Source organism: Brevibacillus centrosporus (genome assembly GCF_003710815.1).
GTDB classification, from domain to species: Bacteria; Bacillota; Bacilli; order Brevibacillales; family Brevibacillaceae; genus Brevibacillus; species Brevibacillus centrosporus.
Window position 1 is genome coordinate 104084 of the sequence record NZ_RHHP01000038.1, and the last position, 23724, is coordinate 127807.

A 23724-nucleotide genomic window follows, 5' to 3' on the forward strand; every position below is an offset into this window, starting at 1 on the left:
TGCCCGAAGAAACGTCATCCCTACTCATCCACTTCTTGCCCGGGATGTTGGAATGGAATCGATCAGGTATACTACAAGGACAAAGGCCAAGCGAGTAGGGGAGTGAGGGAATGGCTGGATGTGTGATCATTGTGGAAGGAAAGACGGACAAAGAGCGGCTGCTGAAGATTTTGGCAGAGCCGGTAACGATTCTTTGTACATATGGCACCTACAGCGCGGAACGGGGAGAGGAGCTCCTCCTGCAAGCACAGGACGCGGACGAGATCTACCTGTTTACCGATGAAGATTATAGTGGGAAAAAATTGCGTGCACATTTAATGGAAGATTTTCCGCGGGGCGTACACCTGCACACGCAAAAAATGTATGGAGAAGTGGCCAATACCCCTCTTTCGGTGCTAGCTGAAATTTTGGATCGCGCCGGGCTTTCAGTGAACACGGAGCACCTTGAACTCGATTGAGCAATAGGGGGATAAAACATCTTTTCATCGGCTATAACAATAGGTAGATGGATAGGTGGAGGTGCAAGCCGATATGCATAGTGTGATGCGTTTCTTCAACCGTATGAATGCCCTCGTATGGTTAGCTGGTATCTTTGTTGCTCACGCCGCACTGTATATAGCCTTGGGAACGGCGACGTGGTTTACGACAGCTCTTCTGGCTACCTGTTTTTACGGGGCTGTGATTTTGGTAGGGAAGCTGATCGGGACTTATTACAAGGATAAGGAAGAAAGCAAATGAAAGCCGACTCGCTGCAGTCGGCTTTACCTATAGGTTAGTTTACCAGCCTTGCCATTGCAGGAAGAGGATGAAAACGCCAAGGATCCACACATAGATCGCAAAGCCTTTCATGGAGCCGGTGCTAATGAGCTTGAGCATCCAGCGAATGGCGAAATAGCCCGCGATCGCAGAAAACATCGTCCCGATGATCATCGGTATGAGCAGAGGAGTCTCGATTGGCGCTTTGGCGAGCTTGGCGGTTTGCAGGACGCATGCACCGAGAATCGCGGGCAACGAGAGCAAAAATGAAAAGCGTGCGGCGTCTTCTCGGTCGATTCCGCGCATGAGGGAACCGGCAATCGTCAATCCTGAGCGGGAAATGGCGGGCAAGATGGCAGCTCCCTGCAGAGCGCCGATGATCAAAGCGTCTGTATAGTTGATCTGATCAAAGGTCCGGCGACCGCGGCGCAGCGACTCCACGCCCCAGAGGATGGCACCGGTCGCGAGGAATTCCCATCCGATCGTTACCCCCGTTTGCGATATTTCTTCAAAATAGTCTTCAAAGGCGAGCCCGATGACCGCCGTAGGAATGGTCCCGACGACGATCAGCCGCGTCAGCTTGCTGAACGGATTGATGAGGATGTAGTGAATCTGCGGCCAAAAGACAATCACGACTGCGATGAGTGTACCGAAGTGCAGCATCGTATCAAATAACAAGCCTGCCTCCTGCAAGCCAAACAGCTTGCGAAACAAGACGAGATGGCCTGTGCTGGAAATAGGTAAGAACTCCGTCAAGCCTTGAACAATGCCCAGAAAGATATGTTCGAGTAAAAGCAGCATGGCAATCCGTCACTCCTAACGTCTTGGAAATGGAAGAGGAGCATGTCTACACACTTTCATGTGTATGTTTGCATGCCAAAGACTTGCCTTTTTTGTTTGTCCTTGTCTTTGATTGGAAAAAAGTTGTGGTATTTTCACCTGCCAGGCGGGTATAGTTAGTGTGCATAGTGGACGAGAGTGAGGAATGGAAGGAATGTACAAGGGACAAAAGCCAGTTCGGAATAGTGTAGCGCCAAGTCGATTGCAGGCAGGGACGATACTTTTCATGACAGTCGCTCGGAAAACGGACATCGGCTACTTTTTGAAGACGGGCGCAGATGAAGTGTTTTTGCATAAAAATGAGTCGCATGGACCTTTGGATATGAACGAAGAGGTCGAGGTCTTCTTGTACCACGACCATGAAAATCGGCTGGCAGCCACGATGGATCTGCCTTATGTAGGAATGGGAGAGTACGGCTGGCTGGAGGTAGTGGATCTCTCCTCCAAAATGGGCGTGTTTTTGGACAACGGAATCAATAAGCATCTCCTGGTGTTTATTGACGATTTGCCCAAGCTCAGAGATGAATGGCCGCGTCCGGGAGATCGCCTGCTGGTCGCTCTAAAGCAGGACAAGCAGGGCCGAATGCTGGCAAAGCCTGTAACGGAGCAGGAGGTTTTGCAGATTTCTGTCCAAGCCGATGAGAGCATGAGAAACAAAAATGTGGAAGCTACCGTGTACAAGGTCATTGCAGCAGGAGCGTTTCTTTTGACCGAGGACGACCATATCATGTTCATTCACCGCGACGAGATGACGGAGCGGATGAGACTCGGTCAAACCGTTCGTTGTCGTGTCAGCTTCGTACGCGAGGATGGCAGATTGAACGGATCCATGAGAGAGCGCAAGGAAGTCCAATACGGAGAAGATGCCGAAAAGCTGCTCCGTTATATGAACAACCGCGACGGTGCCATGCCGTACACGGACAAGACCGATGCAGACATCATCCAGGATAAATTTCAGATGAGCAAATCCAGCTTCAAGCGGGCGCTGGGCAAGCTGATGAAGGAGCGCAAAGTCGAGCAGGTCGATGGCTGGACGAAAGTGATCAAGCAAGAAGATTAGGCAAGGCAAAAAAGAATCCCTCCTGTACGCTATTCAAGTGGAACAAGCGTATGAGAGGGATTCTTTTTATGAAAAAGCTTTAGGCAGTAGTTTGCAGCTGCTGTCTTTGTTTGCGAGCTTTGAACAAAGAATAACCGAAGACGAGTCCGAGAAGGACAAAACCGGCGATATCGGTCTCAATGCCAGGGATGACGGCAAGAATGCCACCAGCGACAGCCAGGATGCGCTCGAATGGATTGAGCTTTGCCATCCAGTATCCAATCAAGCCGGCACCTACCCCGATCATTCCGATGGTGGAGGTAAACATGACCCAGATGGATTCAAAAAAGGTCGTATCAATCAAAAGCAAGGCTGGTGACACCACAAAGATATAAGGTGCCATAAAGGCTGCGACGGACAATCGAGTGGATTCTACTCCCGTTCGTATCGGCTTTGATTTGGCTATCCCTGCGGCAGCAAAGGCGGCGAGGGCAACCGGTGGCGTAATATCGGCTACGATCCCGAAGTAGAACGTAAACATATGGGCGGCGATCTCAGGTACCCCCAACTGTACCAATGCAGGTGCAGCAATGGTAGAAGTAATGATGTAGTTCGCTGTCGTTGGCGTACCCATCCCGAGGATGAGGGATGCGATCATGGTGAAGAACAGCGTCAGGAAGAGCTGTCCACCTGCCAAATCGATCAGACCGTTCGCAAGCTTAAGGCCGATCCCGGTTAACGTGATGGTCCCTACGATAATGCCGGCGCAGGCCGTTGCGGCTACGACACCCAGCGCCATTCTTGCTCCGGACGCGAGTGCTTCCAAAATATCAGTAATGGACATGCGCGTTTCTTTGCGGAAAGCTCCCACGACGATGGTCGAGACGATACCGATAATGGCCGAACGTTCAGCAGAGAAGTTCATCATCAATGCAGTGATGATTATGACGATAGGTAGCAGCAGGTACATCTTCTTCAGTACTTCCTTTTTGTCCGGCAGCTCTTCTTTCGTCAGCCCCCGCAATCCGAGACGCTTCGCTTCAAAGTGTGTCATGATCCAGATGCCGACGAAAAATAGGATGGCCGGCAGTGCAGCAGACTTGGCAATCTCAAGATACGGAACCCCGATAAACTCCGCCATCAGAAAGGCAGCTGCTCCCATAACCGGAGGCATAATCTGTCCACCAGTGGAGGATGACGCTTCTACCGCAGCGGCAAATTCGGAGCGATACCCGAGCCGTTTCATCATCGGAATGGTAAAGGCACCAGAGGTTACGACGTTGGCGACCGAACTTCCGCTGATGGTTCCTTGGAGCGCACTGGAGAAGACCGCTACTTTCGCAGGTCCGCCTATGCGGCGTCCAGCGATGACGAGAGATAGATCGTTAAAGTATTCACCGACGCCCGTTTTCTCCAGAAATGCACCGAACAAGACGAACAGGAAGATAAAAGTGGAGGAAACTGCAAGAGGTGTGCCGAGAATACCCTCTAATGTGTAGTAGCTATGGCCGATGATACGCTCCACATCACTGCCGCGGTGTTCCAAGAAGCCAGGCATGTAGGGGCCAAAGTACGTATAGAGCAAGAAAATGGACGCAATGAGTGTGATCGGCACGCCTACGACACGGCGAGCTGCTTCCAGGACAAGCAGGATAGCAACCCCGCCGACGAACATGTCCAGCGTCGTATAGTTTCCTGTACGTGTAACAAGACCTTCATAATCAAAGACCCAGTAGAGACAAACGATGACACCCAGCAAGGCGAGAATGAGGTTGGTGATGCCTACTTTGCTGCCCTTTCCCTTCTTGGTCCCGGAGTACAGCAGGTAGACGAGCCCCAGACCAAACGCCAAGTGGATTGGTCTGTGAATTTGCGGAGGAATCGTGAAAAAGAGTGTGCTCGACAGCTGATAAACGGAAAAGAGTACGAGAAGGATGAACGTGATCCATTTCATCGGCCCAGTAAATTGACGAACAGCTGATTCCTTATCGTATTGGGCAATCAGTTGATCCATTTCCTGCTGACTTAGGTTTGTTGACGTAGTTGTGCCCATCTAGTAGCCTCCTATCATACTAAATATGGATCGTGTTTCCGTTTGGATGGTAATAGCGGAGCCAGGCCTGTCAATGGTACCTAGGGGAATCTCCTCACCAGCAAAAAGCAAGGTATGGTTAGCCCTGACCTGACCGATAAACAGGTGGAGGGCGGGAAAGATGCGGTTCATGTGACGTATACGGAATACTCCATCCGAGATGACTAATTCTTCACCTGGGGACAACTCGTTTTCCATGCCGATGCCGTAGTCATGGAAGGACATTTCCGACAAAACGATCTGCCCGCTCTGGATGCGGTACTGCTCTTCGATTAAAGAGCGATGAATGGAATGAGTCCAACGAATGCCAAACGTAGTATCGGCTGTGATGCTGCGGCTCCACATGAGCTCATGGGACAGCGTATCGCGAATGACCAAGGAAGGGATTACTGGGATGAAGCAAAAGAGAGTGACCGCTGCAAGCAGAAGCAGTAAGGAGAAAAGGCGGAACCCGGTCCGCCCTTTCTGGAATGACATAAACATCGAGACCTATTTAACGCCTTTTTCATCAAAGAATTTTTTCGCTCCTGGATGCACAGGGAGGCTTACACCAGCCAGTACGCTATCCATCTTGATTTCTTTTGCTTTCGCATGTCCAAGCTTGTCAGTGTTTTCAAAGATAGCCTTTGTGATTTTGTAGACGAGATCCTCGCTCAGATCAGCGCGAACGACCAGCATCGATTTTACAGAAACAGTGGTAACCTCTTCTGGAACGGTTTGATAGGTGTTAGCCGGTACCGTTGTTTTTACATAGAACGGATATTTGGCAATAATCGCATCAATTTTATCAGCTTCAATCGGAATGATTTTTACACCTTTCGTCGCAGCAAGCTCCGTGATTGCAGCGGTTGGTGTACCTGCTGTTTGGAAGGCAGCATCCAGCTGGCCGTCTTGGATGGCTTTAGCGGAGTCCGCAAAGGAAAGGCGCTGCAGCTGTGTATCTTCAAATTTCAGACCATAGGCTTCCAGGATTTGCTGCGCATTTACCTCGGTACCGCTTCCCGGTGCCCCAACAGATACGCGCTTGCCTTTCAGATCCGCTACGCTCTTGATGTTGCTGTCAGAGGAAACGACGATCTGAATGGTTTCATCATAAAGAGCACCTAAAGCCTTAAATGCTTCGATTTTTCCGTCTTTTTCAAACATGTTTGTACCTTTTGCTGCATATTCAGCGATATCGTTTTGGGTAAAGGCGATATCTGCTTTTTTGTCACGCAAAAGGCGAATGTTCTCAGCGGAAGCACCGGTAGCTTGCGCCGTTGCCGTTATACCCGCGTTTTTGGTGATGTGATCAGCCATTCCGCCGCCCAGCGGATAGTAAGTACCACCCGTACCACCTGTTGCGACGATCAATTGAGAAGGGTCGTTGCTGCCTGCAGCAGCGCCGCCTTGCCCGCCTGGAGCTGCGTTTCCTCCACCCCCACAGGCTGTCACCAGAGACACGGTCAGGAGCAGGGCCAGTGAGAGGAGACGACTTTGTTTTTTCATGGAAATTCCCCCTTATCTAAATGTCGAAGATAAAAAGAGAGTGCCAGAGGTGATCTGGACACTGTCACATGGAATTGTAAGGAGGAAGCTATAAAAAACTACGAAAATCTATAAAAGAATATAGTAAAATAATGGTCAGTGTATTTGGAAAAATTTCCTCGTTCTGGGATGGAGGGATCATGAGGTCATCGATGAGAGAAAACCTCTATATACTAATTGTCATGCTTCTCACCGTACCCATTGCAGGTGAACTGAAATTTCATCCGTTTCAGGATGACTTTCGGATCAGCTTTGGTACAACAGCCTTTTTCTTCCTGCTGCTCTGGCTGCGGCCTTCGTTTCTTGCAGGCTTATTGACCGGTATGACTGTCGTTTTGTTTCGAGTCGGGCTTGACTGGATGTCCGTGGACGATTTTGATTTTGTAAGCTCCTTTTCCCTGCATATACCAGCTTTCTTCTTTTACGCCACATTTGCCGGACTATTTTCTCTTCTACGTGTGAATCTGTTTCACCATTTGCCCCTCTGGGTAGGCTTGCTCGGTACGGTGGCTGAGATCGGAGCCAATCTGGTCGAGCTGTGTGTCCGCTTTCGCTCTATCGAACCAGTAGGGCATTGGTCGGTGATTGGACCCATCGTCGCGATCGCACTCATTCGCAGCTTTTTCGTACTCAGTTTTTTTAACATCATTCAGCTCCGCCAAGCCACGTGGCTGGAGAAGCAGCAGCGAAACCGAAACGAGCGGATGCTGATGCTGGTCTCCAACTTGTATGAGGAATCCGTTCATTTAAAAAAGACGCTGTATCAGGTGGAGGAGATCACGAGGGACTGCTACGAGCTGTACCGGAGCATAAAGGAACAGGTGCCAAAGGAGTGGGCAGGTCGCTACTCCAAGCAAGCGCTGTCGATCGCAGGACAAGTCCATGAAGTGAAAAAGGACAACCAGCGCATTTACGCAGGGCTTTCCAAACTGATTTCAGACGAAAACGAACGTGATTACATGCCGTTGGGAGAATTAATTTCGATCATCGTTCGGGCGCAAGAAAAGTATGCGAGCCTTTTGGGCAAGACGATACGATTTGAATCCCATGTCACGATACCGTACCTGGCGTGCCATATTTACACGACGCTCTCACTGGTAAACAATCTGGTAGCCAATGCAGTGGAAGCGATCGAAGACAAAGGGAGCGTATCGATCCAAGCCTCATTGTCAGAATCGCGCGAATGGATACAATTTTCCGTGGGTGACGATGGACCCGGGATTCAGGTGAAGGATCCGACTCTGCTGTTCATGCCTGGCTTTACAACCAAATACGATGAGAGCGGTAAGCCGTCTACGGGGATCGGTCTATGCTATATAAAGGAAGTCATCGACAACCTGGAGGGCAGCATGGAAATAACGGAAAAGCGAGAACAGAAGGAAACTTATTTTACCATACGTTTGCCAATCGCCAGCATCGTCCAGAAAGGGTGAAAGTATGCGTTTTTTTATTACCGATGATGATCCAGCCGTTCGCTCGATGCTTGCTCAGCTTATTGAAGATGCTGACTTGGGAGAGGTGTGCGGGGAGGCGGAGGACGGCTCGCAGATTGACCGAGATTTTCTGGAGTGGAAACGAGTGGATATCCTCTTGATTGATTTGCTCATGCCAAACCGGGACGGGATTGAAACCATCCGCGATCTGAATGAGTATAGCGGCAAAATCGTCATGATCTCTCAAATCGAGTCTAAAAATATGATCGCGGAGGCGTATTCGCTAGGGATTGAGTACTACATTACGAAGCCGGTAAACCGGTTTGAAGTGATCAGTGTTCTGCGAAAGGTGCGGGAGAAAATCCTGCTACAGCGATCCATCGAAGGCATCCAGCGATCTTTAAACGTGCTGTCCGGACAGTCAGGTCACAGCCAACGGGGACAAACGGATACGGAGCGAAATCTGGTGGCATCGGCGCGTTTTTTGTTGACGGAATTAGGGATGATCAGTGAATCAGGAACGAAGGATTTGCTTGATATGGTTGAATATCTGAACAAGTGGGAAAAAGAGAAGGCAGGTGAAGAAAGCTTTCCTTCATTAAAGGGAATTTTTCTGCAGGTAGCGGCAAACAAGCTTGGCACAGAGGATTCATCCCTTGTCCAAAAAGAAATGAAGGCTGCCGAGCAGCGCGTCCGGCGTGCCATTTATCAGGCACTGACCCATTTGGCCTCGCTCGGGCTAACGGATTACGCCCATCCCAAATTCGAATCGTATGCGACAATGTTCTTTGACTTTACAGAGGTGCGCAAGCGTATGCGGGAGCTGGAATCACAGAAAAGAACGGGACTATCCGCTACCAAGATTAACACAAAAAAGTTTATGGTCGTCTTGTACTTGGAGTCAAAAAGAAGGATTGGTTAAATGAAAATGCCTTTTTGGAGCAGGACAGCAAATGTGGTAAGATATCACTATTGTTGTATTGGGAGGGAAGCAAGTGAGCGAACTGCGTAATCCATGGCAGCTCCTATATCGTGTCTATCGCCATGTTCAACCTGTTTTGGAACGGGAGTTTGCGGCTTGGCGGAAACGAGCAGAGGCCATTCCCAATCCGGAGCTCAAGAAACAGGCATTAGACAGTATGAATACAAAGAAATTTCACTGTCAGGGAGGATCGGTGTATGCGGCTCAGGTGGTGCCGTATGTAGAGACGATCGTTCCGTTGATTGTCGCCTATCAAACGATCAGCGACTACCTGGACAACCTGTGCGATCGCAGCACGTCGCTGGATCCGCAGGACTTTCGGCAATTGCATGTATCCATGCAGGACGCACTCACACCGGGAGCACCTCTGCGCGACTACTATTTGTATCGGGAAGACAAGGATGACGGCGGGTATTTGGCTTCTTTGGTTCAAACCTGTCAGAAACACGCGGGAAAGTTGCCTGCCTATGATAAAATACAAGAAAAGGTAGTGGAGTTTTCCAGCCTCTACAGCGATTTGCAGGTGTACAAGCACATCGCTCCGCATTTGCGGGAAGAGGAGCTGCTGAAGTGGTGGGACAAGTATAAGGAACGGTACGGGGAACTGTATTGGCAGGAGTTCGCTGCTGTGACAGGCTCCACGATCGGGATTTTTGCTCTGTTTTGCTTGGCGACGCAGAAAGCCGTGTCAGAAGAACAGATCCGGGAAGTGAGCGAAGCCTACTTTCCATGGATGTGTGGACTGCATATCTTGCTTGACTATTTGATTGACCTGGAAGAAGACAGACTGGGCGGGGATTTAAACTTTGTCAGCTATTATGACTCAGAACGGGACGCAACGGATCGGCTGCAATATTTCATCAAACAAGCAAAGGCAAGCGTTAGACGCTTGCCAAATCCTTCATTTCACCGTATGATCGTGGACGGGCTTATCGCATTTTACCTGGCAGATCGCAAGGTAAACCGGAGCCAGCCACATATTTACACCATTGCAAAACAGCTGTTAAAGCAGGCGAAAGGTTTGCCGTCGCTGCTGTTTTATGTGAATAGTTTGCTTGTGAGAAGGTAACGGAGAAGGGGTCAGCGCATGTGCTTGCGCTTGTACGAAAAGCCAAATCCCATCAATGAGAAGGCAACAACGATACAGCCAAGGATACCTAAGGGGCTTTTTTCCCCAATGGCAATGCCAACTCCGATGAGACAGGCGGTTACGCAAAATGCCAAAGCCAATGTTACCAACTGATAACGATTCATCGGACTGTAACCTCCTATCTGTCAATGTTCCCATTATACCTTATTTTCCGCGAAAAACATCCAGGTAAAGAATTTGAAAACCCGGTAAAATATTGTGCGAAGTGGTGGAGACCGCAGATGGAAAGCATTTTACAAATCAAAAGAGACAATCGGATGATAGAGGGCCAAGTAACCTACGAAGAAGGGGATCTGATCGAAGCTGTTTTCCCGAGTCTACTGGATGTGACGGTCGGAGATCAGCTCCCTTGCCTCATGACGAGTGACTACGAGACGATCAGCAATTTCGAGGCGGTAGTCGTCGCGAAGGAAAAAAATAGGCTCTTCCTGTTCCACTCGCCGACTGTCAGCGAATTTCGTGAGCAAAGACGCCGTTACCCGAGGTTTGATATGGAAATGAAGGGATGGATTCAATATCCATCTCAAGAGCCGGATTCACTATTTTCCGTATACTCGCAAATGGTGGATTTGGTCAACCTCAGCCTGGGCGGATTGGCTTTCCGAACGGATAAATCCATCCCGGAGGAGCAAGCGATCGTTTTTTCCGCAGAGCTTTACGGCAGAAATCGTCCTGACGGTGTCATCAAAGCGGAACTGAAGATCATTCATGAGCGCATTGTGGGACCTAACCACCTGTTTGGGTGTACCATCAATGGAATCAACGCGCGCCATTTTCATAATTTGCGCAAATATATCCTGCAACGGCAAATCGAGGAACGCAGGAAGGTGACAATCGAATAGACCATTTTCGGAATTGGTTCGCTGAGGGCCAATTTTTTTGTTGCTCAAAACCGCAGTTTGCCCGTTGAATTCTCTTGGAAGTATAGTTACTATTACAGTAGTTACTAAAGGAGGGTTCGTATGCTGCAGGCGATGGTCGTTGTTTTTGGGTTTATGGCTTTGGGCTATTTTGCACAACGCAAAGAGGAACAAAATCGCTCGTTGGCGAAGCTTTGTCTTTATTACCTCATTCCCATTCTGATCTTTCAGTCTTTTGTGCATACGGGAGTTTCGGTTCAGTCGCTCGCCATGATCGTTCTTCATTTTTTCGTGACGACCCTGATCGTGTACGTCCTTCTTCTGTATGTAGTTGGACGTCTTTTTGGCTGGAAGCGGGAGGTGCTGAAATGGAATGTATTGGCCGCGACACTGGCAAACGTCGGGTATTTTGGGTTGGCCGTGATCCGCTATGCTGTTGGGGAGCATGCTGTCCCTTACGCCGTTGCTGTTTCCCTGGCATTCAATCTGTACATGGCGATTTTCGGCTTTTCACAGGTAGGCGATGAGCAGCAGTGGCAGGCGCGGATCAAGCGGATCTTTCAAAATCCGTATCTGTATGCAGTCGGTGCTGGGTTGATCTGGCGGTGGATGGACTTGCGTATGCCAGAATCGCTGGATGCTTTTCTGAATCTGGCCGCAAGCGCGACACTGCCTTTGACCCTGCTGCTGACAGGAGCGGAAATGCGCAAAAATCGCTACGAGCGCTCCGAGCTGTGGGACGCGGCGAAGGTGAGTGTGCTAAAGCTGGTGCTGCCTGTACTAATCGCTTGGCCGCTGGCGCTTTGGATGACGGATGATCCGGTAGAGCAGGGGGTGATGATTCTCATGTTCGGAATGCCTACGTCGCTGAATCTGCTTCTGCTGGCAAAGGATCAGGAGCGGGATACATCCGCTCTGGCGATGGTCATTTTGCTGACGACACTCTTGAGCCCATTTACTCTGATGCTGGTCATGAATCACTTGCCCTAGCGGAGGGGCAGGCTAGTCGTATTTGGGGAAAAAAGGAGAAATGGCGTTGAGTACGTTATGGGAACAACTGCAGCTGTTCGGGTTTAATCAATATGAAGCAAAGGCGTATACGGCGCTGGTTGGCCGTGGTACCTCCAATGCGTATCAAATCAGCAAGGAATCGGGAATCCCGCGTGCGCGAATCTACGATACTTTGGAGACGCTCGTGAAGCGAGGGCTCGCCTTGCTGGAAGAAGCTGCAGATGGAACGAAGAGCTATTCGCCGCTGCCTGTCGATGTGTTTCTCGAACAAGCCAAGCAGACCTTCGAGGAGTCGTGGAGTCAGGTCGGCGAGGAGCTGCGTTCCTTGGAGAAGCGGGAGGCGAAAACAGAAGTTTCCCTCACGACGGTGCGTGGGGAAGAAAACGTTCTGTCCTTTTGCCGTATCATGATCCGGCGGGCGAAGGAGCAAGTGGTGCTGTCCATGTGGGAGCCGATGTACGAAAAATTGCTGCCGGATCTTCTCGAAAAGGAAAAGAAGGGCTGTGCGATCAAAGGCATTCTGTTTGATGTGGAGCATCCGCTGGAAGGCTTGTATAAGCACCGGATTAACGAGTACATCAACAAAAAGACAGAGGAGCGCTGGTTCGTGCTGGCGGTGGATGGCAAGGAGCTGATGTACGGACATTCCGCTGAGCGAAAAGGCAATGCGTATTACACGGACGATCCGGTACATATCTTTTTGCTGGAGGACTATATCTGGCACGATATTCTGGTGAATCGGCTTGTCGAAGCAGGGAGTCAGGAGCAGCTGGACCAGTGGATTCTTCCGGAGATGGAGCACTTCTTTGGGCGGAAAATGCTGCCGGAATCCTACTGGGAAGGTCGTGAAGGGAAAAGGTGACCAGCAATAAGAAGGAATGACCGCGCAGATCCTGCACAGTGCGGAAACCGCCTGGACGCCGAACAGCCGGATCGAGTAAAGGAAGCAGCCGTGCCCTGGCAAGGAAAGGACGGACGGCTGCGCGATGTGTTTGGAGCGAAGATGGTACTCTCTATCTGTTGACCAATAACCGTGACGGTCGCGGTACGCCACTCGATAAGGACGACCGCATTATCCAGCTTGCTGCGAAGCAACTGTAGCGTTCGCCTTCTGATTGCCCCAGATAAAACGCTGGAGCAGAAGCGCGGATAAGCCAATCGACACTATCCCCGAGCCGACCCATAGAAACGCCAGGCTGGACCCCCATACCGTCATCAGCCAGCCTCCCAAGAGCGGAGCGACGATGAACGTCATGCTTGTGAGGGAGTCGATAATACCGCGAACCCTGCCCAAGGCCTCCTTGGGTGTTTCTTTTTGTACCAGGTAGTTGGAACCGACAGTGGTCAGCCCTGTTCCGACACCAGCAAACAGCGAGGCGACGAGCAGCCAGAAGCGACTCGTTTCCGGCTGATACAGGGCGATCCAGGTAAAGCCGATGCCGATCAGAAAGACACCGCCGCCCAATACCCAGCCGTAAGATCGCAGCTCCTTTTGACGATGAAGCCAGGTTACAGTAAGCAGTGCACCCAGACCAATCACACTCACCGAGTACCCGACCATTTCGGGGTGAAGCGGGACCTTATCCCGAAAGATCACGGGCAGCTGTGCATCGGCAAGCTGGATGGTCATCATGGCAAAGAGCGAGAAGATGGTGCTAAACAGCAGGACGCGGTTTTGAAAAAAGATTCCCCAGCCTTCCTTCCAGGCCAGGTGAAACGGAATCGCCATTTCACGAGTCTTTGTCTGAGCAGCAGCGGGCTTCTTATCTACATGCCGTATAGGTAGCAGGAGCACCGTAGAGAGCAAGAAGCTGCAAGCGTTGACCATCAGACAGATCGCAGGAGCAAAGAAGGCAGCGACCATTCCGCCGAGCAGCGGCCCGATCAGTTTGCCCATCTGGAAGACGGCACCGTTTAAGGAAGAAGCCTGCAGGAGCTGATGCTCGAAAACGACCTGCCGAGTCAACGTTTGCTGTGCAGGATCGTTAAAGACAGAAGCGCAGGACCGCAGGGCGATTACGACTAAAAACCACAAAGGATTGGGCATGGCGAGCAAAAGCAGTGTAGTGCCTGCCTGAATCAGGTTCATGACGATGATCATCTTGACCTTGTTCACCCGATCAGCAAGCACCCCGGCAAACTGCCCCAAAAGAATGCCCGGCACCGCATAGGCGATAGGCAAGAGCGCCATGGTCATCGGGTCTGCCTTCCAGACAAACCCCAGCAGGATGGCTACGGCAATAAAATCAAACCAGTCCCCTAATGTAGATAGTCCATAGGCAAAAAACAAGATGCGAAAGGTTTTGTTTTCTCTAAGCAATCTGATCCCTCCAACCAACTATTCCTTTTGAGGATACGGGAGAATTGTCAGAGGAATATCAAAGGGCTTAAGAAAGGGCGCAGAGGATCGATTTCTTCAAACGCTCCAGTGCATATTCACGGTTCAGCTCTTCCCACAGCTTCGAGTATTTTCGCAGCCATTCTTCATCATAGGGATGAGTGAGAAGGAAAAAGTGAACGGTCTTCACCGCATAGATGAGATGGGGAATAAATTTGGTGGAACGGATAATCTCTACGCCTTCGTCAATTTGCTGGCGAGCTTTTGTACGGTCTCCCCGCATGTAAAGACAGATTCCCCGATAAACGATGAAGCTGCCTAGCTCCCGCTGCATGGGCACCAGCTGCAGCTTTTCCGCAGCGTGCAAAATCAGCTCCTCCGCTTCTTCCGGCCGATTGGACACAAGAGCGAGCAGCACTTGTTGGGCGTGCAAGAAAAGGGTGAAGCTTTTGGATTCCATACTGGCAACCACCTGCTTCGCCACTGCAAGCTGTTCTTCCGCTTCTTTCCTCAGTCCTGCCAGCGCAAAGACTGCGACGGCTGTAATTTGCACCTCATCGCGAAACGTGGGGGGCATCTGTCCAGCATACGCTTCTACCCGTTTTAACAAGTGCACGGTGTTTTCCATCTCTGTCTCTGCCATGTAGTAAATATGAAAAAGGTAAAAGAGCCGCTCCGGTAAGGAAAAAGACGTATTTTCCACAAACCACGGAAAATCACCGCGAATAAAATGCAGGTACATCTCGTAAAAAGGGTCCAAGGAAAAACCGAGCACTTCCTGATTGGCTTGCAGTGTCTGCATGGCTGCACCCATTCCCATGCCGTGGTAGGTCTCCATCAAGCTGCGGATCGTATCTGCAAACTCATGGTTGAGCACCGAGGGCTGGGGAGGCTGCTGCTGCTTCCACGTCAAGCGATATCCAACTCCCCTCACCGTATCGATGGTAAATAAAGGAGACCACTTTTGCAGCTTTCGGCGCAAACGGTAAATGTGATCATCGACAGTTCGATCGGTCGGGTCCTCCAAAGGCCATACGCGATCGAGCAGCTCTTCTCGGCTGAACGTCCGGTTTTTCCACGTGAACAGGTAGTGAAACAAGGCATACTCCTTGGGCAGGAGCGTAATCGTCTCATCGGCATAATGGACTTGAAACAGCTCGTCAGACCATGAAATTATTCCCATCGAAACGACTCCTCGTGCAAGCCGTATTTTTTCATCTTGTTGTACAGAGTCCCACGCGAAATGCCAAGCAGCTCGGCTGCCGCTTTTTTGTTGCCGTAAGTTCGCTCCAGTGCAGCTGTGATCCGCTCTTTTTCCGTGCCTGCCAAACCTGGTGCAGGAGCGTACAGCGGCTGCGGCATTGGACGAGGCTGGACGGGCGGCGCATAGGCAGGAACCGCCTCGACACTGTGCTGAGAGCGAATCGTAGAAGGCAGATGCTCCGGCTGAATGACCCCGTTTTCCTGCAAAATGGACAGGCGCTCGATGACATTGCGCAGCTGGCGGATGTTTCCGGGCCAGCTGTAGTCGGACAGGGCCTGCATGACCTCAGGGGCGATTCGCGGGACAGTCTGTTCATGGACAACGGAATATTCCTGAATGAATATTTGCACCAGCTCAGGCAAGTCTTCGGGGCGTTCGCGCAAAGGCGGGATTTCCAGCGAAAACACGTTGAGCCGATAGTACAAGTCTTCACGGAAGCGCCCGTCTGCGATCATTTGTTCCAGCTGACGATTGGTAGCCGCAACGATCCGGGTATTGACGGTGATGGGCTCTGTTCCACCGACACGATAGAACTGACGCTCCTGCAGGGCGCGTAGCAGCTTGACCTGCAGCTCCAAAGGCAGCTCGCCGATTTCATCCAGGAACAACGTACCTCCATGAGCTAGCTCCAGCTTTCCGGGCTTCCCTTTTTTTTCAGCTCCAGTGAACGCTCCACCTTGATAGCCAAACAGCTCGCTTTCGAACAAAGCGGCAGGAATCGCACCGCAGTTGATGGCGATAAACGGCTTTTCCCGACGCCGGCTGGCTTGGTGGATGGCTTTGGCAAACAGCTCTTTACCCACACCGCTCTCCCCGTAGATGAGGACAGTTGCATCTGTCTGCGCTACTTTCCGGGCGGAGAGGATGGCGGAATGGATGGAAGCGGAATGGCCTTTGATCGCATAAAACGGGTCGTCTCCCGCCTGAAAGCGGCTCATTTCCTGCTGCAGGGTATGCAGATGGGCGGTGGTATGGGAAAGCTGCTCGTTCAGTCGCACGAGCTCCGTGATGTCCTGCTCGATGGAAATGGCCCCAATGATATCGCCCTCCAGCCGGATCGGAGCGGCGTTGATCAAGACGTGGCTGTCCGGACGTGGGATGTGGTAGACACGCTGTACGGACGTTCCTTGCTTCAGGGCGTCCAGCAGACGGATGGATTCGCTGGCGAAGTGCTGATCCAAAGAGGTGCCGATCACCTGAGCCCGGTCAATTTCATATATCGTTTCCGCTGCCCGGTTCCAGTGCTGCACAACGTTACGGGAATCCACGATCGTCGTCGCTTCACTCATCGTATCCATTAGGGTGCGTAGCAGCACCGACTGGTTTTGGATCAGGGTGAGATAGGTTGAAAATAACTGGTCCGGGGCAATCATGCCGGTTGGCTTCCCCGCTTCATCGACAGTGACAACACCTGGTATCGACGTTTCCGTCAAGTGATGGCGAAGCAGCTTGGTGACCTCTGTCAGGGTGGCTGTTTCTGCGACCACAAGCATCTTGGTGGTATGCCCATCGTGCAGCCAAACACCTTCACTTTCGCCAGCGCGTATGCTGATCTCATCAGGGCTGACGGGTACAGTGAGGGAGAGGACAACACTATCCAGTGAAAATAAGGGTTTCAAATCATCACTTCCTAACCACACTAATAAAGTGAATTTTTCATGCCGTGCACAGACGAACATCTATTCAAAAGTGTACAAGAATAAACACGATATGTACAGAAGTGTATAAAATGTACGTTCCTTGCTCTGACTCCCGGCATAAATCATGTGACCTAGAGCCGAAGAATGCTTTGGCATGATTCATGCAGGAATAAAGACGCAGAGTACGTTGAGGAGGAGACAGTCAACGATGGAACAAGCTATGAAGGACTTTTTTCTATTCTTATCCAAAAACCAAACACTGAACAATGCCGCAAAAAAATGGGGCCTGCGCTTTGGGGCGAGCCGTTTTGTATCCGGGGAGACCATCGCTGAGGCAATCCGCGCTGTTCGCGACCTGAACCAAAAGGGACTCGTTTGCACGTTGGACCACTTGGGTGAATTCGTTTTTAGCGTAGAGGAAGCAAACGAATCGGCCGATTACTGTATCAAGACGCTTGAGGCGATTCATGAATCCGGTGTTGATTGCAACCTGTCGCTGAAAATGACCTCGCTCGGTCTCGACATCAGCCGCGAGCTGTGCATGCAGAATATGCGCCGCATTCTGGATGCTGCGAAGGCGAACGGAAACATCTTCGTTCGCATCGATATGGAAGACTACGCGCACAACCACGTAACGATGGAAATTTTGAACGAGCTGCTGGAGGACTATGATAACGTAGGGACCGTAATCCAGGCATACCTGTACAAGGCATCCGACGACATCGACAGTCTGAAAGACAAAAAGGTCAACTTCCGTCTGGTAAAAGGCGCATACAAGGAATCCCCTGAAGTCGCTTACCCAAACAAGGCAGATGTAGATGAAAACTACAAAAAAATCATCAAGCAGCATTTGCTGAACGGCGGCTATGCAGCGGTTGCTTCGCATGACGATGCGATCATCGAGTATGTGAAAAAGCTGGTGAAGGAGCAAAACATCCCGCGCACACAGTTTGAATTCCAAATGCTCTACGGGATCCGCAGTCAGTCTCAGATCGATCTGGCTCGGGAAGGCTACAAAATGCGTGTCTATGTACCATACGGCAACGACTGGTACGGCTACTTCATGCGTCGTCTGGCGGAAAGCCCGGCAAACGTGAAATTCGTCCTCAAAGGAATGTTTACCAAGTAAAACAGCAAGATAGTGAAATGACGAATGAACACCTTCGGATGAGTCCGGAGGTGTTTTGTGTTATCTTAGTAGGATATGGTAATGGCGAACCATCATATAAAGAATGGAGAGATGCTCGTGTATTCGTCTGTCATCTCGCTTACTCCCCCGTATTCATTTGAGCGTCTGTTACGCCGGTTGGAGACGCATCCCGATCCGCAGCTGTTAGTCGATGTGCAGGAAAGCACTTTGCGTCGGGTATTTCGGGTAGGGACACGCCCGATATTAGTAAGTCTTCAATTTGCAGGCACGATGGAGCAGCCCTTCATTCGTTTGCATACCGAGGCGACCCTGTCGGTGTCGGAGCAGCAGCTCCTGGAAAAAACGATCCGGCATGTGTTTAGTGCCGACCTCGATCTGAATCCCATTTATGAGCATATGCGCCAGCAGCAGCCTATGGTGATTTTGACTGAACGATTTCGTGGACTGCGCCTGATGCTCGACTCTGACTTGTTTCAGTCGATGGTAAAGACGATCATCGGGCAGCAGATTAATCTAGCGTTTGCCGCATCTCTGACGCAGCGGTTAATGGAGCTGGCTGGCGATGTGATGGTGGATGAAACAGGGCATAAGTTTATGGCGTTTCCGACAGAGGAGGCCGTCGCCAGACTGGAGCCGACTGATTTGCGTCCCCTGCAATTCAGTCAGCGAAAAGCGGAATACATCATCGATTATGCTCGTGCCATTGTCAACGGAACGGTCGATTTGGATCGGCTCTGGCAGATGGAGGACGATGAGATCATCGAGCATCTGACCGCGCAAAGAGGGATTGGGCGGTGGACCGTCGAGTGCCTGATGATGTTTGGCATGGGACGTCCTGACCTGCTCCCGGCAGCAGATATCGGTCTGCGAAACGGACTGCAGATGGTCTATGAGCTGGCAGAAAAACCGGATGAAAAGGAAATTCGCCGGATTGGGGAAGACTGGCGGCCTTGGCGCAGCGTGTATTCGTTATACATATGGGAAGCGGTCGGAGCTATCAGAAGAAAGGAGACCTGGGAGTAACGGGCAGTCTAGATCGATATGCCCTCTCCCCCTCAAGGTCTGGCAGCTAGAATGGAAAGCTGAACAAGTACAAATACTAATCGTAGAACGGGAATGTTTCCAATAACTTCGAATAAAAAGAAGGTTGTAGTTGCGCGAAAATTTAAGCTATAATAAATAAAATTTAAAAATAATAGAATATTAAAGGGGAACAACATGAGAGAATTATCAACGAGAGAGACCATCACTGTGGGACTCATGCTGTTTGCCCTGTTCTTCGGAGCGGGCAATATGATTTTTCCACCTGCCTTGGGACAAGCGGCAGGTACGGATGTATGGACAGCGATGCTGGGCTTTATCACGACGGGTGTAGGCTTGCCATTGCTGGGAGTCATCGCAGTAGCATATGGTGGAGGAAATCTGCAGACGCTGGCAGGAAGAGTGCATCCTCTCTTTGCAGTCGTCTTTACGTTTATTGTTTATTTGGCCATTGGTCCGTTTATGGCGATTCCGCGTACAGGGACTGTAACGTTTGAAATGGCCATCCTGCCGTTTTTACCTGATTCGGCAAAAGGAAGCTGGGTACCGCTGTTCATTACCACGATTATCTATTTTGCCTTGACCTATTGGCTCTGCCTGAATCCGTCCAAGCTGGTTGACCGGATCGGGAAAATCTTGACGCCAGCTTTGCTGATCATTATTGGCGTCATGTATGTAGGGACCCTGCTGAATCCGATCGGGGAAATGGGGCAGCCGACAGGCGCGTATCAGGAATCACCGTTCATCAAAGGCTTTTTGGAAGGCTATTTGACGCTGGATGCTCTGGCGGCGATGGTTTTCGGAATTGTGGTGACCACATCCGTACAGGCTGTAGGGGTGACAGATCCGAAGAAAATCACAAAATCTACGATTAAGGCTGCCATTATCGCAGCGATCGGCCTCGGCTTGGTTTATCTCGCCCTGAGCTATATGGGGGCTACCAGCATTGCCTTGGGGCATTCCGAAAATGGTGGACAGATTCTGACTGGCGTCGTGCAGCATTTGTTTGGACCGCTTGGCTCCATGCTGTTGGGCTTGGCAGTCATGCTGGCTTGCTTGACGACATCGGTTGGTCTAGTATCGGCATGCGGCAGCTTCTTCTCGGAGAAGATTCCGGGGGTTTCTTACAAGACTATGGCAGCGATTATCAGCGTGTTCAGCGCGGCAGTAGCCAACGTCGGCTTGACGCAGCTGATCGCCTTTTCCGTTCCGGTACTGATGGCGATCTATCCAATCGGCATCGTGCTGATGCTCCTGTCATTTGCCCACAAGCTGTTCAAAGGCTACTCTTCTGTCTATATTGGTGCGATCGTGGTAACTGCGGCCATCAGCCTGATCGATGGTGCTGCTCTCATAGGCTTGCCGGTTGAAAGTATCACCGAAGTATACGGGAATTTGCCGTTGTATAAGGAAGGTATCGGTTGGCTGCTTCCTGCGCTTGCCGGTGCACTGCTGGGCTATTTGTGGGGAAGCCTGCGTCCGAAGCGCAAAGGAGAACAGAAGGCATATCAGGAGAAACCGAGCAATACGTAAAAGCAAACCTCTACCGAGGAAAACAAGCAGAAGTCGGGACCTTGCGCCCGGCTTTTTTCTATCCCATTCGCGTTCTGACATGCAGCCTAGACGGATCGCAAAGAAGTCGATTAACGGAAGAGCTTCCTTCTAGTTCCAGCTGGCTAGGTCTTCCATCTGTCCACAATCTCCTGTATCTGTGATACCATAGGTAAAAGCCTGCCTGAAGGGAGGTTGTTGGCATTGGCACAAACAAAAGTTTTGGTAGCGGACGACGATCCGAATGTACGAGAAATTATTAGCTTGTACTTTTCGAAGCAGCAAATCGATCTCGTCGTCGCGGGAGACGGAAAGCAAGCCATTGAACTGATGGAAAAAGAAGCGCCGGATATGGTCATTCTGGACGTGATGATGCCGCAGATGGATGGATTTGAGGCATGCAGGGAGATCCGCAAGAAGTGGGATACACCGATTATCATGCTGACAGCAAAAGACGAAGAATTTGATCGCGTACTCGGGCTGGAGCTCGGCGCGGATGATTATGTAACGAAACCTTTTAGTCCGCGCGAGTTGGTGGCGCGGATTCGAGCTATTTTGCGGCGAATGCAGCCCAAAGCAAAAGCGGTAGAGGATGTCGCGAACCCGCTGACGTTTGATCAGCTGACAATCGATCTGGATAAGCGGGAGGTCGTTGCCGCAGGAGAGAAAGTCAGCTTCCGACCCAAGGAGTTCGATCTTCTTGTCCAGATGGCGAAGTCTCCAGGCAGCGTGTTCTCACGTGAGCAGCTGCTTGAGCTGGTATGGGGCTTTGACTATTTCGGAGACGTGCGTACGATCGATGTCCACATCAAAAAGATCCGGCAGCGCCTGGATAAGCTTCCGTATGAATGCATTCATACTGTCTGGGGGATCGGCTACAAGTTCGGGGTGGACGCCTGATGCTAGGGACATCGAAGAGCATTTTTCGCCGTCTGCTGTTCAGCTTTCTGGCTACCGTTCTTGTCGGGCTAGGGATTTCCGGCCTGCTCATTTCGCTTTTTGCGCGCGAGTACATCTACGATTCCAAGGAAGAAGAGATGCTGCGAATGGCCAAAAAGGTCAATGTGGCGATTCAGGACTACGATAAAGTAAACAAACGGCTGGTCGATCAGCTGGTCTCATTGGATCAAGCCTTCGATACCCGGATTTGGCTATTTGACCAGGATGGGAAAATCGTGGCGACCTCTATGAAAGATGAAGTATTTACGGGCAAGTCGATCGCTGTATCCATTGCTGACAAAGTGCTCAAAGGGAAGAGTGCGGTCACAGAGCTGCAAATCGAAGGGCTGGAAGACCCGATGCTTTCCGTAGCCGTGCCGTGGGGCGAGGGAGAGGAAGTGTACGGCGGGATCATCCTGCATGCTCCTATCGAGGGAATTGAGAAAACGTTCGGGCAGATGAGAGAGACGATCCTGTGGGCAACGCTGTTTGGTGTCCTGCTCTCCACAGCGATGGTTTCCTACCTGTCCTGGTCGATTTCCCGCCCGCTGCGGACGATTGAGCGGACTGCGGCAGAGATTGGGCGAGGAAATTATGCAGAGCGGGTCCATGTCGATACGTCTGACGAAATCGGTGATGTGGCGCAGACGATCAACACGATGGCAGAAAAGCTGGAGAAGGTCGAGCAAGAGCGGCACCATCTGGAGCAGGTGCGCAACGATTTTCTCGCAAACGTGTCCCATGAGCTGCGGACGCCTCTCACGGCCATACAGGGCTTTCTGGAGGCGCTCCAGGACGGCTTGGTCGAGGAGGAAGAGGCACGGCAGAAATATTACGCCGTGATGTATTCGGAAACGATGCAGGTCAATCGGCTTGTCGATGACCTGATGGATCTGATGAAGCTGGAGAATAATGAAATCAATTTGGCGAAGTTCCCCGTCGATGTGGGAGAAGTCATGGGCAAGGTGGCTTTTGCATTTCGGGCAGAGACGGAAGAGAAGGGGATTGCGCTTCATGTGGAGCTTCCTGACGAGCTTCCGAAAATCTACGCCGATCGGGATCGGGTCGCTCAGATTCTGAAAAACTTCGTAAAAAATGCGGTGAAGTTCACGGAGCAAGGCGAGATTCGCATACGTGCGGAAGCAGAGGACGCCTATGTCCGGATCCAGGTGGCAGATACGGGGATCGGGATTTCCCAGGAGGACGTGCATCGAATCTGGGAACGCTTCTTTAAAGTCGATCGCGGGCGCTCTAAAAACAACAAGGGAACAGGCTTGGGCCTCGCAATCGTCAAGGAACTGGTAGAGCTGCATGACGGCAAATGGAAGGTCGAGAGCGAGCTGGGCGAGGGTAGTACGTTTACCGTCTGGCTGCCGACTGTCGCGAGCTATCGCCAAACGACGTAAGTTTGCGTGCCGTTTCGCCTTTGACAGGATGGTCATACTTTTTTCATCTTTTGATCATGCTTTTTTCCCACTTTCCTCACAGAATGGTTATCTTTCGCCTGTAGTATGTAGTTGTGGCCGAGAGAGAGTCACGACACCAAGGAAATGAAAGGGGAATGAACATGAATAAGAGATGGGTTTCCATCGCAGCTGTCGCATTGCTCCTGTCAGGTAGCTTGGTTGCCTGCTCCAGCAATACGGGCACCCCAGAACCTGCGACACAACAAGAGGGGGGCGCCGCAACTACACCGGAGAGCTCCACCAACACGACTAGTGAATCGACCGATAGCTCGGTTTCCCAAGATCAATCTACACCTGATGCAGCAACAAGCGGCTCTGAAGCCGGTACCGCTGGTTCGTCTGACAGCTCCAGCACGTCATCCGATTCCACTACATCGAGTGACAGCAGCAGCACAGACACCAAGACTGACGCAGGCTCCACAGATGCATCCGGAGCAGCTGGTACAGAGAACAGTGGTTCTTCTGACCAGTCCAGCACGACTGACGCACCGAAGCAATAACGCAGTATGATTGTAGCCGTACAGTAACTGTTATCGAGTAATCGAGCATTGACGACAAGAAGCCAACTTGTTCGTTTGTACTCCTCTACTTCCCTCCCCGGGTTTACCATATACCTGATTTTTAGGTGGCGATCTGCCGCCTATT

Annotated in this window: 23 protein-coding genes; 15 read left to right on the plus strand and 8 right to left on the minus strand. The window is 51.0% G+C overall.

The window, feature by feature from the left end:
• The first annotated feature begins 110 nt into the window (after window positions 1-110).
• Both EDM55_RS24955 and EDM55_RS24960 read left to right on the plus strand, forming a co-directional pair.
• Window positions 111-458: a toprim domain-containing protein gene (locus EDM55_RS24955; RefSeq protein ID WP_122961641.1), complete on the plus strand. Its 348-nt coding sequence runs from the start codon at window positions 111-113 to the stop codon at window positions 456-458.
• A gap of 73 nt (window positions 459-531) precedes the next feature.
• Window positions 532-738 (plus strand): hypothetical protein, encoded by a 207-nt coding sequence (locus EDM55_RS24960; protein WP_092267482.1) that lies wholly within the window; start codon window positions 532-534, stop codon window positions 736-738.
• Between the two features lie 39 nt (window positions 739-777).
• Here the strand turns inward: EDM55_RS24960 and EDM55_RS24965 are convergent, their stop codons facing one another.
• Window positions 778-1557, minus strand: coding sequence for an undecaprenyl-diphosphate phosphatase (locus EDM55_RS24965; protein ID WP_122961642.1), 780 nt, complete (start codon window positions 1555-1557; stop codon window positions 778-780).
• A 193-nt stretch (window positions 1558-1750) separates the two neighbouring features.
• On the opposite strand from EDM55_RS24965, the gene EDM55_RS24970 reads away from it, so the two are divergent.
• Complete coding sequence (locus EDM55_RS24970; protein WP_092267481.1) at window positions 1751-2656, plus strand: CvfB family protein; 906 nt, start codon at window positions 1751-1753, stop codon at window positions 2654-2656.
• A 79-nt stretch (window positions 2657-2735) separates the two neighbouring features.
• Here the strand turns inward: EDM55_RS24970 and EDM55_RS24975 are convergent, their stop codons facing one another.
• From EDM55_RS24975 to EDM55_RS24985, 3 genes are read right to left on the minus strand one after another with little or no spacing between them, the layout of a single operon-like run.
• Window positions 2736-4688, minus strand: coding sequence for a TRAP transporter permease (locus EDM55_RS24975; RefSeq protein ID WP_122961643.1), 1953 nt, complete (start codon window positions 4686-4688; stop codon window positions 2736-2738).
• Window positions 4689-5204: a DUF1850 domain-containing protein gene (locus tag EDM55_RS24980; protein ID WP_307723916.1), complete on the minus strand. Its 516-nt coding sequence runs from the start codon at window positions 5202-5204 to the stop codon at window positions 4689-4691.
• A gap of 12 nt (window positions 5205-5216) precedes the next feature.
• Complete coding sequence (locus tag EDM55_RS24985; protein ID WP_092267106.1) at window positions 5217-6215, minus strand: TAXI family TRAP transporter solute-binding subunit; 999 nt, start codon at window positions 6213-6215, stop codon at window positions 5217-5219.
• 191 nt (window positions 6216-6406) lie between these two features.
• Between EDM55_RS24985 and EDM55_RS24990 the strand changes: the two genes are divergently transcribed.
• The 3 genes from EDM55_RS24990 (at window position 6407) to EDM55_RS25000 (ending at window position 9738) form a co-directional block, all read left to right on the plus strand.
• Complete coding sequence (locus EDM55_RS24990; RefSeq protein WP_122961645.1) at window positions 6407-7687, plus strand: sensor histidine kinase; 1281 nt, start codon at window positions 6407-6409, stop codon at window positions 7685-7687.
• A gap of 4 nt (window positions 7688-7691) precedes the next feature.
• Window positions 7692-8609, plus strand: coding sequence for a response regulator (locus tag EDM55_RS24995; RefSeq protein ID WP_092267104.1), 918 nt, complete (start codon window positions 7692-7694; stop codon window positions 8607-8609).
• Window positions 8610-8682: 73 nt separating this feature from the next.
• Window positions 8683-9738: a tetraprenyl-beta-curcumene synthase family protein gene (locus tag EDM55_RS25000; protein WP_092267103.1), complete on the plus strand. Its 1056-nt coding sequence runs from the start codon at window positions 8683-8685 to the stop codon at window positions 9736-9738.
• Window positions 9739-9749: 11 nt separating this feature from the next.
• Here the strand turns inward: EDM55_RS25000 and EDM55_RS30465 are convergent, their stop codons facing one another.
• Entirely contained in the window at window positions 9750-9923 is a 174-nt protein-coding gene (locus tag EDM55_RS30465; protein ID WP_170184319.1) for a DUF5325 family protein, read from the minus strand.
• A gap of 117 nt (window positions 9924-10040) precedes the next feature.
• Here EDM55_RS30465 and EDM55_RS25005 point away from each other — a divergent pair, with 117 nt between their 5' ends.
• From EDM55_RS25005 to EDM55_RS25015, 3 genes are all read left to right on the plus strand, one after another.
• A complete protein-coding gene (locus EDM55_RS25005) occupies window positions 10041-10661 on the plus strand; it encodes a PilZ domain-containing protein (protein ID WP_092267102.1) in 621 nt (206 codons plus the stop codon).
• Window positions 10662-10781: 120 nt separating this feature from the next.
• On the plus strand, window positions 10782-11669 hold the full coding sequence (locus tag EDM55_RS25010) for an AEC family transporter (protein WP_092267101.1): 888 nt from the start codon (window positions 10782-10784) through the stop codon (window positions 11667-11669).
• Between the two features lie 46 nt (window positions 11670-11715).
• Entirely contained in the window at window positions 11716-12552 is an 837-nt protein-coding gene (locus EDM55_RS25015) for a TrmB family transcriptional regulator (protein ID WP_092267480.1), read from the plus strand.
• 210 nt (window positions 12553-12762) lie between these two features.
• Here the strand turns inward: EDM55_RS25015 and EDM55_RS25020 are convergent, their stop codons facing one another.
• From EDM55_RS25020 to EDM55_RS25030, 3 genes are all read right to left on the minus strand, one after another.
• Entirely contained in the window at window positions 12763-14010 is a 1248-nt protein-coding gene (locus EDM55_RS25020; RefSeq protein WP_122961646.1) for an MFS transporter, read from the minus strand.
• A 67-nt stretch (window positions 14011-14077) separates the two neighbouring features.
• Complete coding sequence (locus EDM55_RS25025) at window positions 14078-15211, minus strand: winged helix-turn-helix domain-containing protein (RefSeq protein ID WP_092267099.1); 1134 nt, start codon at window positions 15209-15211, stop codon at window positions 14078-14080.
• Window positions 15202-16911: a sigma-54 interaction domain-containing protein gene (locus EDM55_RS25030; protein ID WP_122961647.1), complete on the minus strand. Its 1710-nt coding sequence runs from the start codon at window positions 16909-16911 to the stop codon at window positions 15202-15204. The genes EDM55_RS25025 and EDM55_RS25030 overlap by 10 nt, the downstream gene beginning before the upstream one ends.
• A 229-nt stretch (window positions 16912-17140) precedes the next feature.
• Between EDM55_RS25030 and EDM55_RS25035 the strand changes: the two genes are divergently transcribed.
• The 6 genes from EDM55_RS25035 to EDM55_RS25060 all read left to right on the plus strand — a co-directional run bounded on the left by EDM55_RS25035 (window position 17141) and on the right by EDM55_RS25060 (window position 23579).
• Window positions 17141-18061 carry a proline dehydrogenase family protein gene (locus EDM55_RS25035; RefSeq protein ID WP_092267097.1) on the plus strand — a complete coding sequence of 307 codons (921 nt, stop codon included), beginning with the start codon at window positions 17141-17143 and terminating at the stop codon, window positions 18059-18061.
• 81 nt (window positions 18062-18142) lie between these two features.
• Complete coding sequence (locus tag EDM55_RS25040; protein WP_307723915.1) at window positions 18143-19105, plus strand: DNA-3-methyladenine glycosylase family protein; 963 nt, start codon at window positions 18143-18145, stop codon at window positions 19103-19105.
• A 195-nt stretch (window positions 19106-19300) separates the two neighbouring features.
• A complete protein-coding gene (gene brnQ, locus EDM55_RS25045; protein WP_122961648.1) occupies window positions 19301-20656 on the plus strand; it encodes a branched-chain amino acid transport system II carrier protein in 1356 nt (451 codons plus the stop codon).
• 222 nt (window positions 20657-20878) lie between these two features.
• Window positions 20879-21574: a response regulator transcription factor gene (locus EDM55_RS25050; protein WP_092267095.1), complete on the plus strand. Its 696-nt coding sequence runs from the start codon at window positions 20879-20881 to the stop codon at window positions 21572-21574.
• The gene (locus EDM55_RS25055) at window positions 21574-23019 is read left to right on the plus strand and encodes a sensor histidine kinase (protein ID WP_092267094.1); all 1446 of its coding nucleotides are present in this window, start codon (window positions 21574-21576) and stop codon (window positions 23017-23019) included. Before EDM55_RS25050 ends, EDM55_RS25055 begins: the two co-directional genes overlap by 1 nt.
• Window positions 23020-23180: 161 nt before the next feature.
• Entirely contained in the window at window positions 23181-23579 is a 399-nt protein-coding gene (locus EDM55_RS25060; protein WP_092267093.1) for a hypothetical protein, read from the plus strand.
• The last annotated feature ends 145 nt before the right edge of the window (window positions 23580-23724 follow it).

What these genes read in the sequence shown, in the direction of transcription:
- EDM55_RS24955 (WP_122961641.1), top strand. Translation starts at nt 111, where the DNA reads ATGGCTGGATGTGTGATCATTGTGGAAGGAAAGACGGACAAAGAGCGG.
- EDM55_RS24960 (WP_092267482.1), top strand. Translation starts at nt 532, where the DNA reads ATGCATAGTGTGATGCGTTTCTTCAACCGTATGAATGCCCTCGTATGG.
- EDM55_RS24965 (WP_122961642.1), bottom strand. Translation starts at nt 1,557, where the DNA reads ATGCTGCTTTTACTCGAACATATCTTTCTGGGCATTGTTCAAGGCTTG.
- EDM55_RS24970 (WP_092267481.1), top strand. Translation starts at nt 1,751, where the DNA reads ATGTACAAGGGACAAAAGCCAGTTCGGAATAGTGTAGCGCCAAGTCGA.
- EDM55_RS24975 (WP_122961643.1), bottom strand. Translation starts at nt 4,688, where the DNA reads ATGGGCACAACTACGTCAACAAACCTAAGTCAGCAGGAAATGGATCAA.
- EDM55_RS24980 (WP_307723916.1), bottom strand. Translation starts at nt 5,204, where the DNA reads ATGTCATTCCAGAAAGGGCGGACCGGGTTCCGCCTTTTCTCCTTACTG.
- EDM55_RS24985 (WP_092267106.1), bottom strand. Translation starts at nt 6,215, where the DNA reads ATGAAAAAACAAAGTCGTCTCCTCTCACTGGCCCTGCTCCTGACCGTG.
- EDM55_RS24990 (WP_122961645.1), top strand. Translation starts at nt 6,407, where the DNA reads ATGAGAGAAAACCTCTATATACTAATTGTCATGCTTCTCACCGTACCC.
- EDM55_RS24995 (WP_092267104.1), top strand. Translation starts at nt 7,692, where the DNA reads ATGCGTTTTTTTATTACCGATGATGATCCAGCCGTTCGCTCGATGCTT.
- EDM55_RS30465 (WP_170184319.1), bottom strand. Translation starts at nt 9,923, where the DNA reads ATGAATCGTTATCAGTTGGTAACATTGGCTTTGGCATTTTGCGTAACC.
- EDM55_RS25005 (WP_092267102.1), top strand. Translation starts at nt 10,041, where the DNA reads ATGGAAAGCATTTTACAAATCAAAAGAGACAATCGGATGATAGAGGGC.
- EDM55_RS25010 (WP_092267101.1), top strand. Translation starts at nt 10,782, where the DNA reads ATGCTGCAGGCGATGGTCGTTGTTTTTGGGTTTATGGCTTTGGGCTAT.
- EDM55_RS25025 (WP_092267099.1), bottom strand. Translation starts at nt 15,211, where the DNA reads ATGGGAATAATTTCATGGTCTGACGAGCTGTTTCAAGTCCATTATGCC.
- EDM55_RS25035 (WP_092267097.1), top strand. Translation starts at nt 17,141, where the DNA reads ATGGAACAAGCTATGAAGGACTTTTTTCTATTCTTATCCAAAAACCAA.
- EDM55_RS25040 (WP_307723915.1), top strand. Translation starts at nt 18,143, where the DNA reads ATGGCGAACCATCATATAAAGAATGGAGAGATGCTCGTGTATTCGTCT.
- brnQ (WP_122961648.1), top strand. Translation starts at nt 19,301, where the DNA reads ATGAGAGAATTATCAACGAGAGAGACCATCACTGTGGGACTCATGCTG.
- EDM55_RS25055 (WP_092267094.1), top strand. Translation starts at nt 21,574, where the DNA reads ATGCTAGGGACATCGAAGAGCATTTTTCGCCGTCTGCTGTTCAGCTTT.
- EDM55_RS25060 (WP_092267093.1), top strand. Translation starts at nt 23,181, where the DNA reads ATGAATAAGAGATGGGTTTCCATCGCAGCTGTCGCATTGCTCCTGTCA.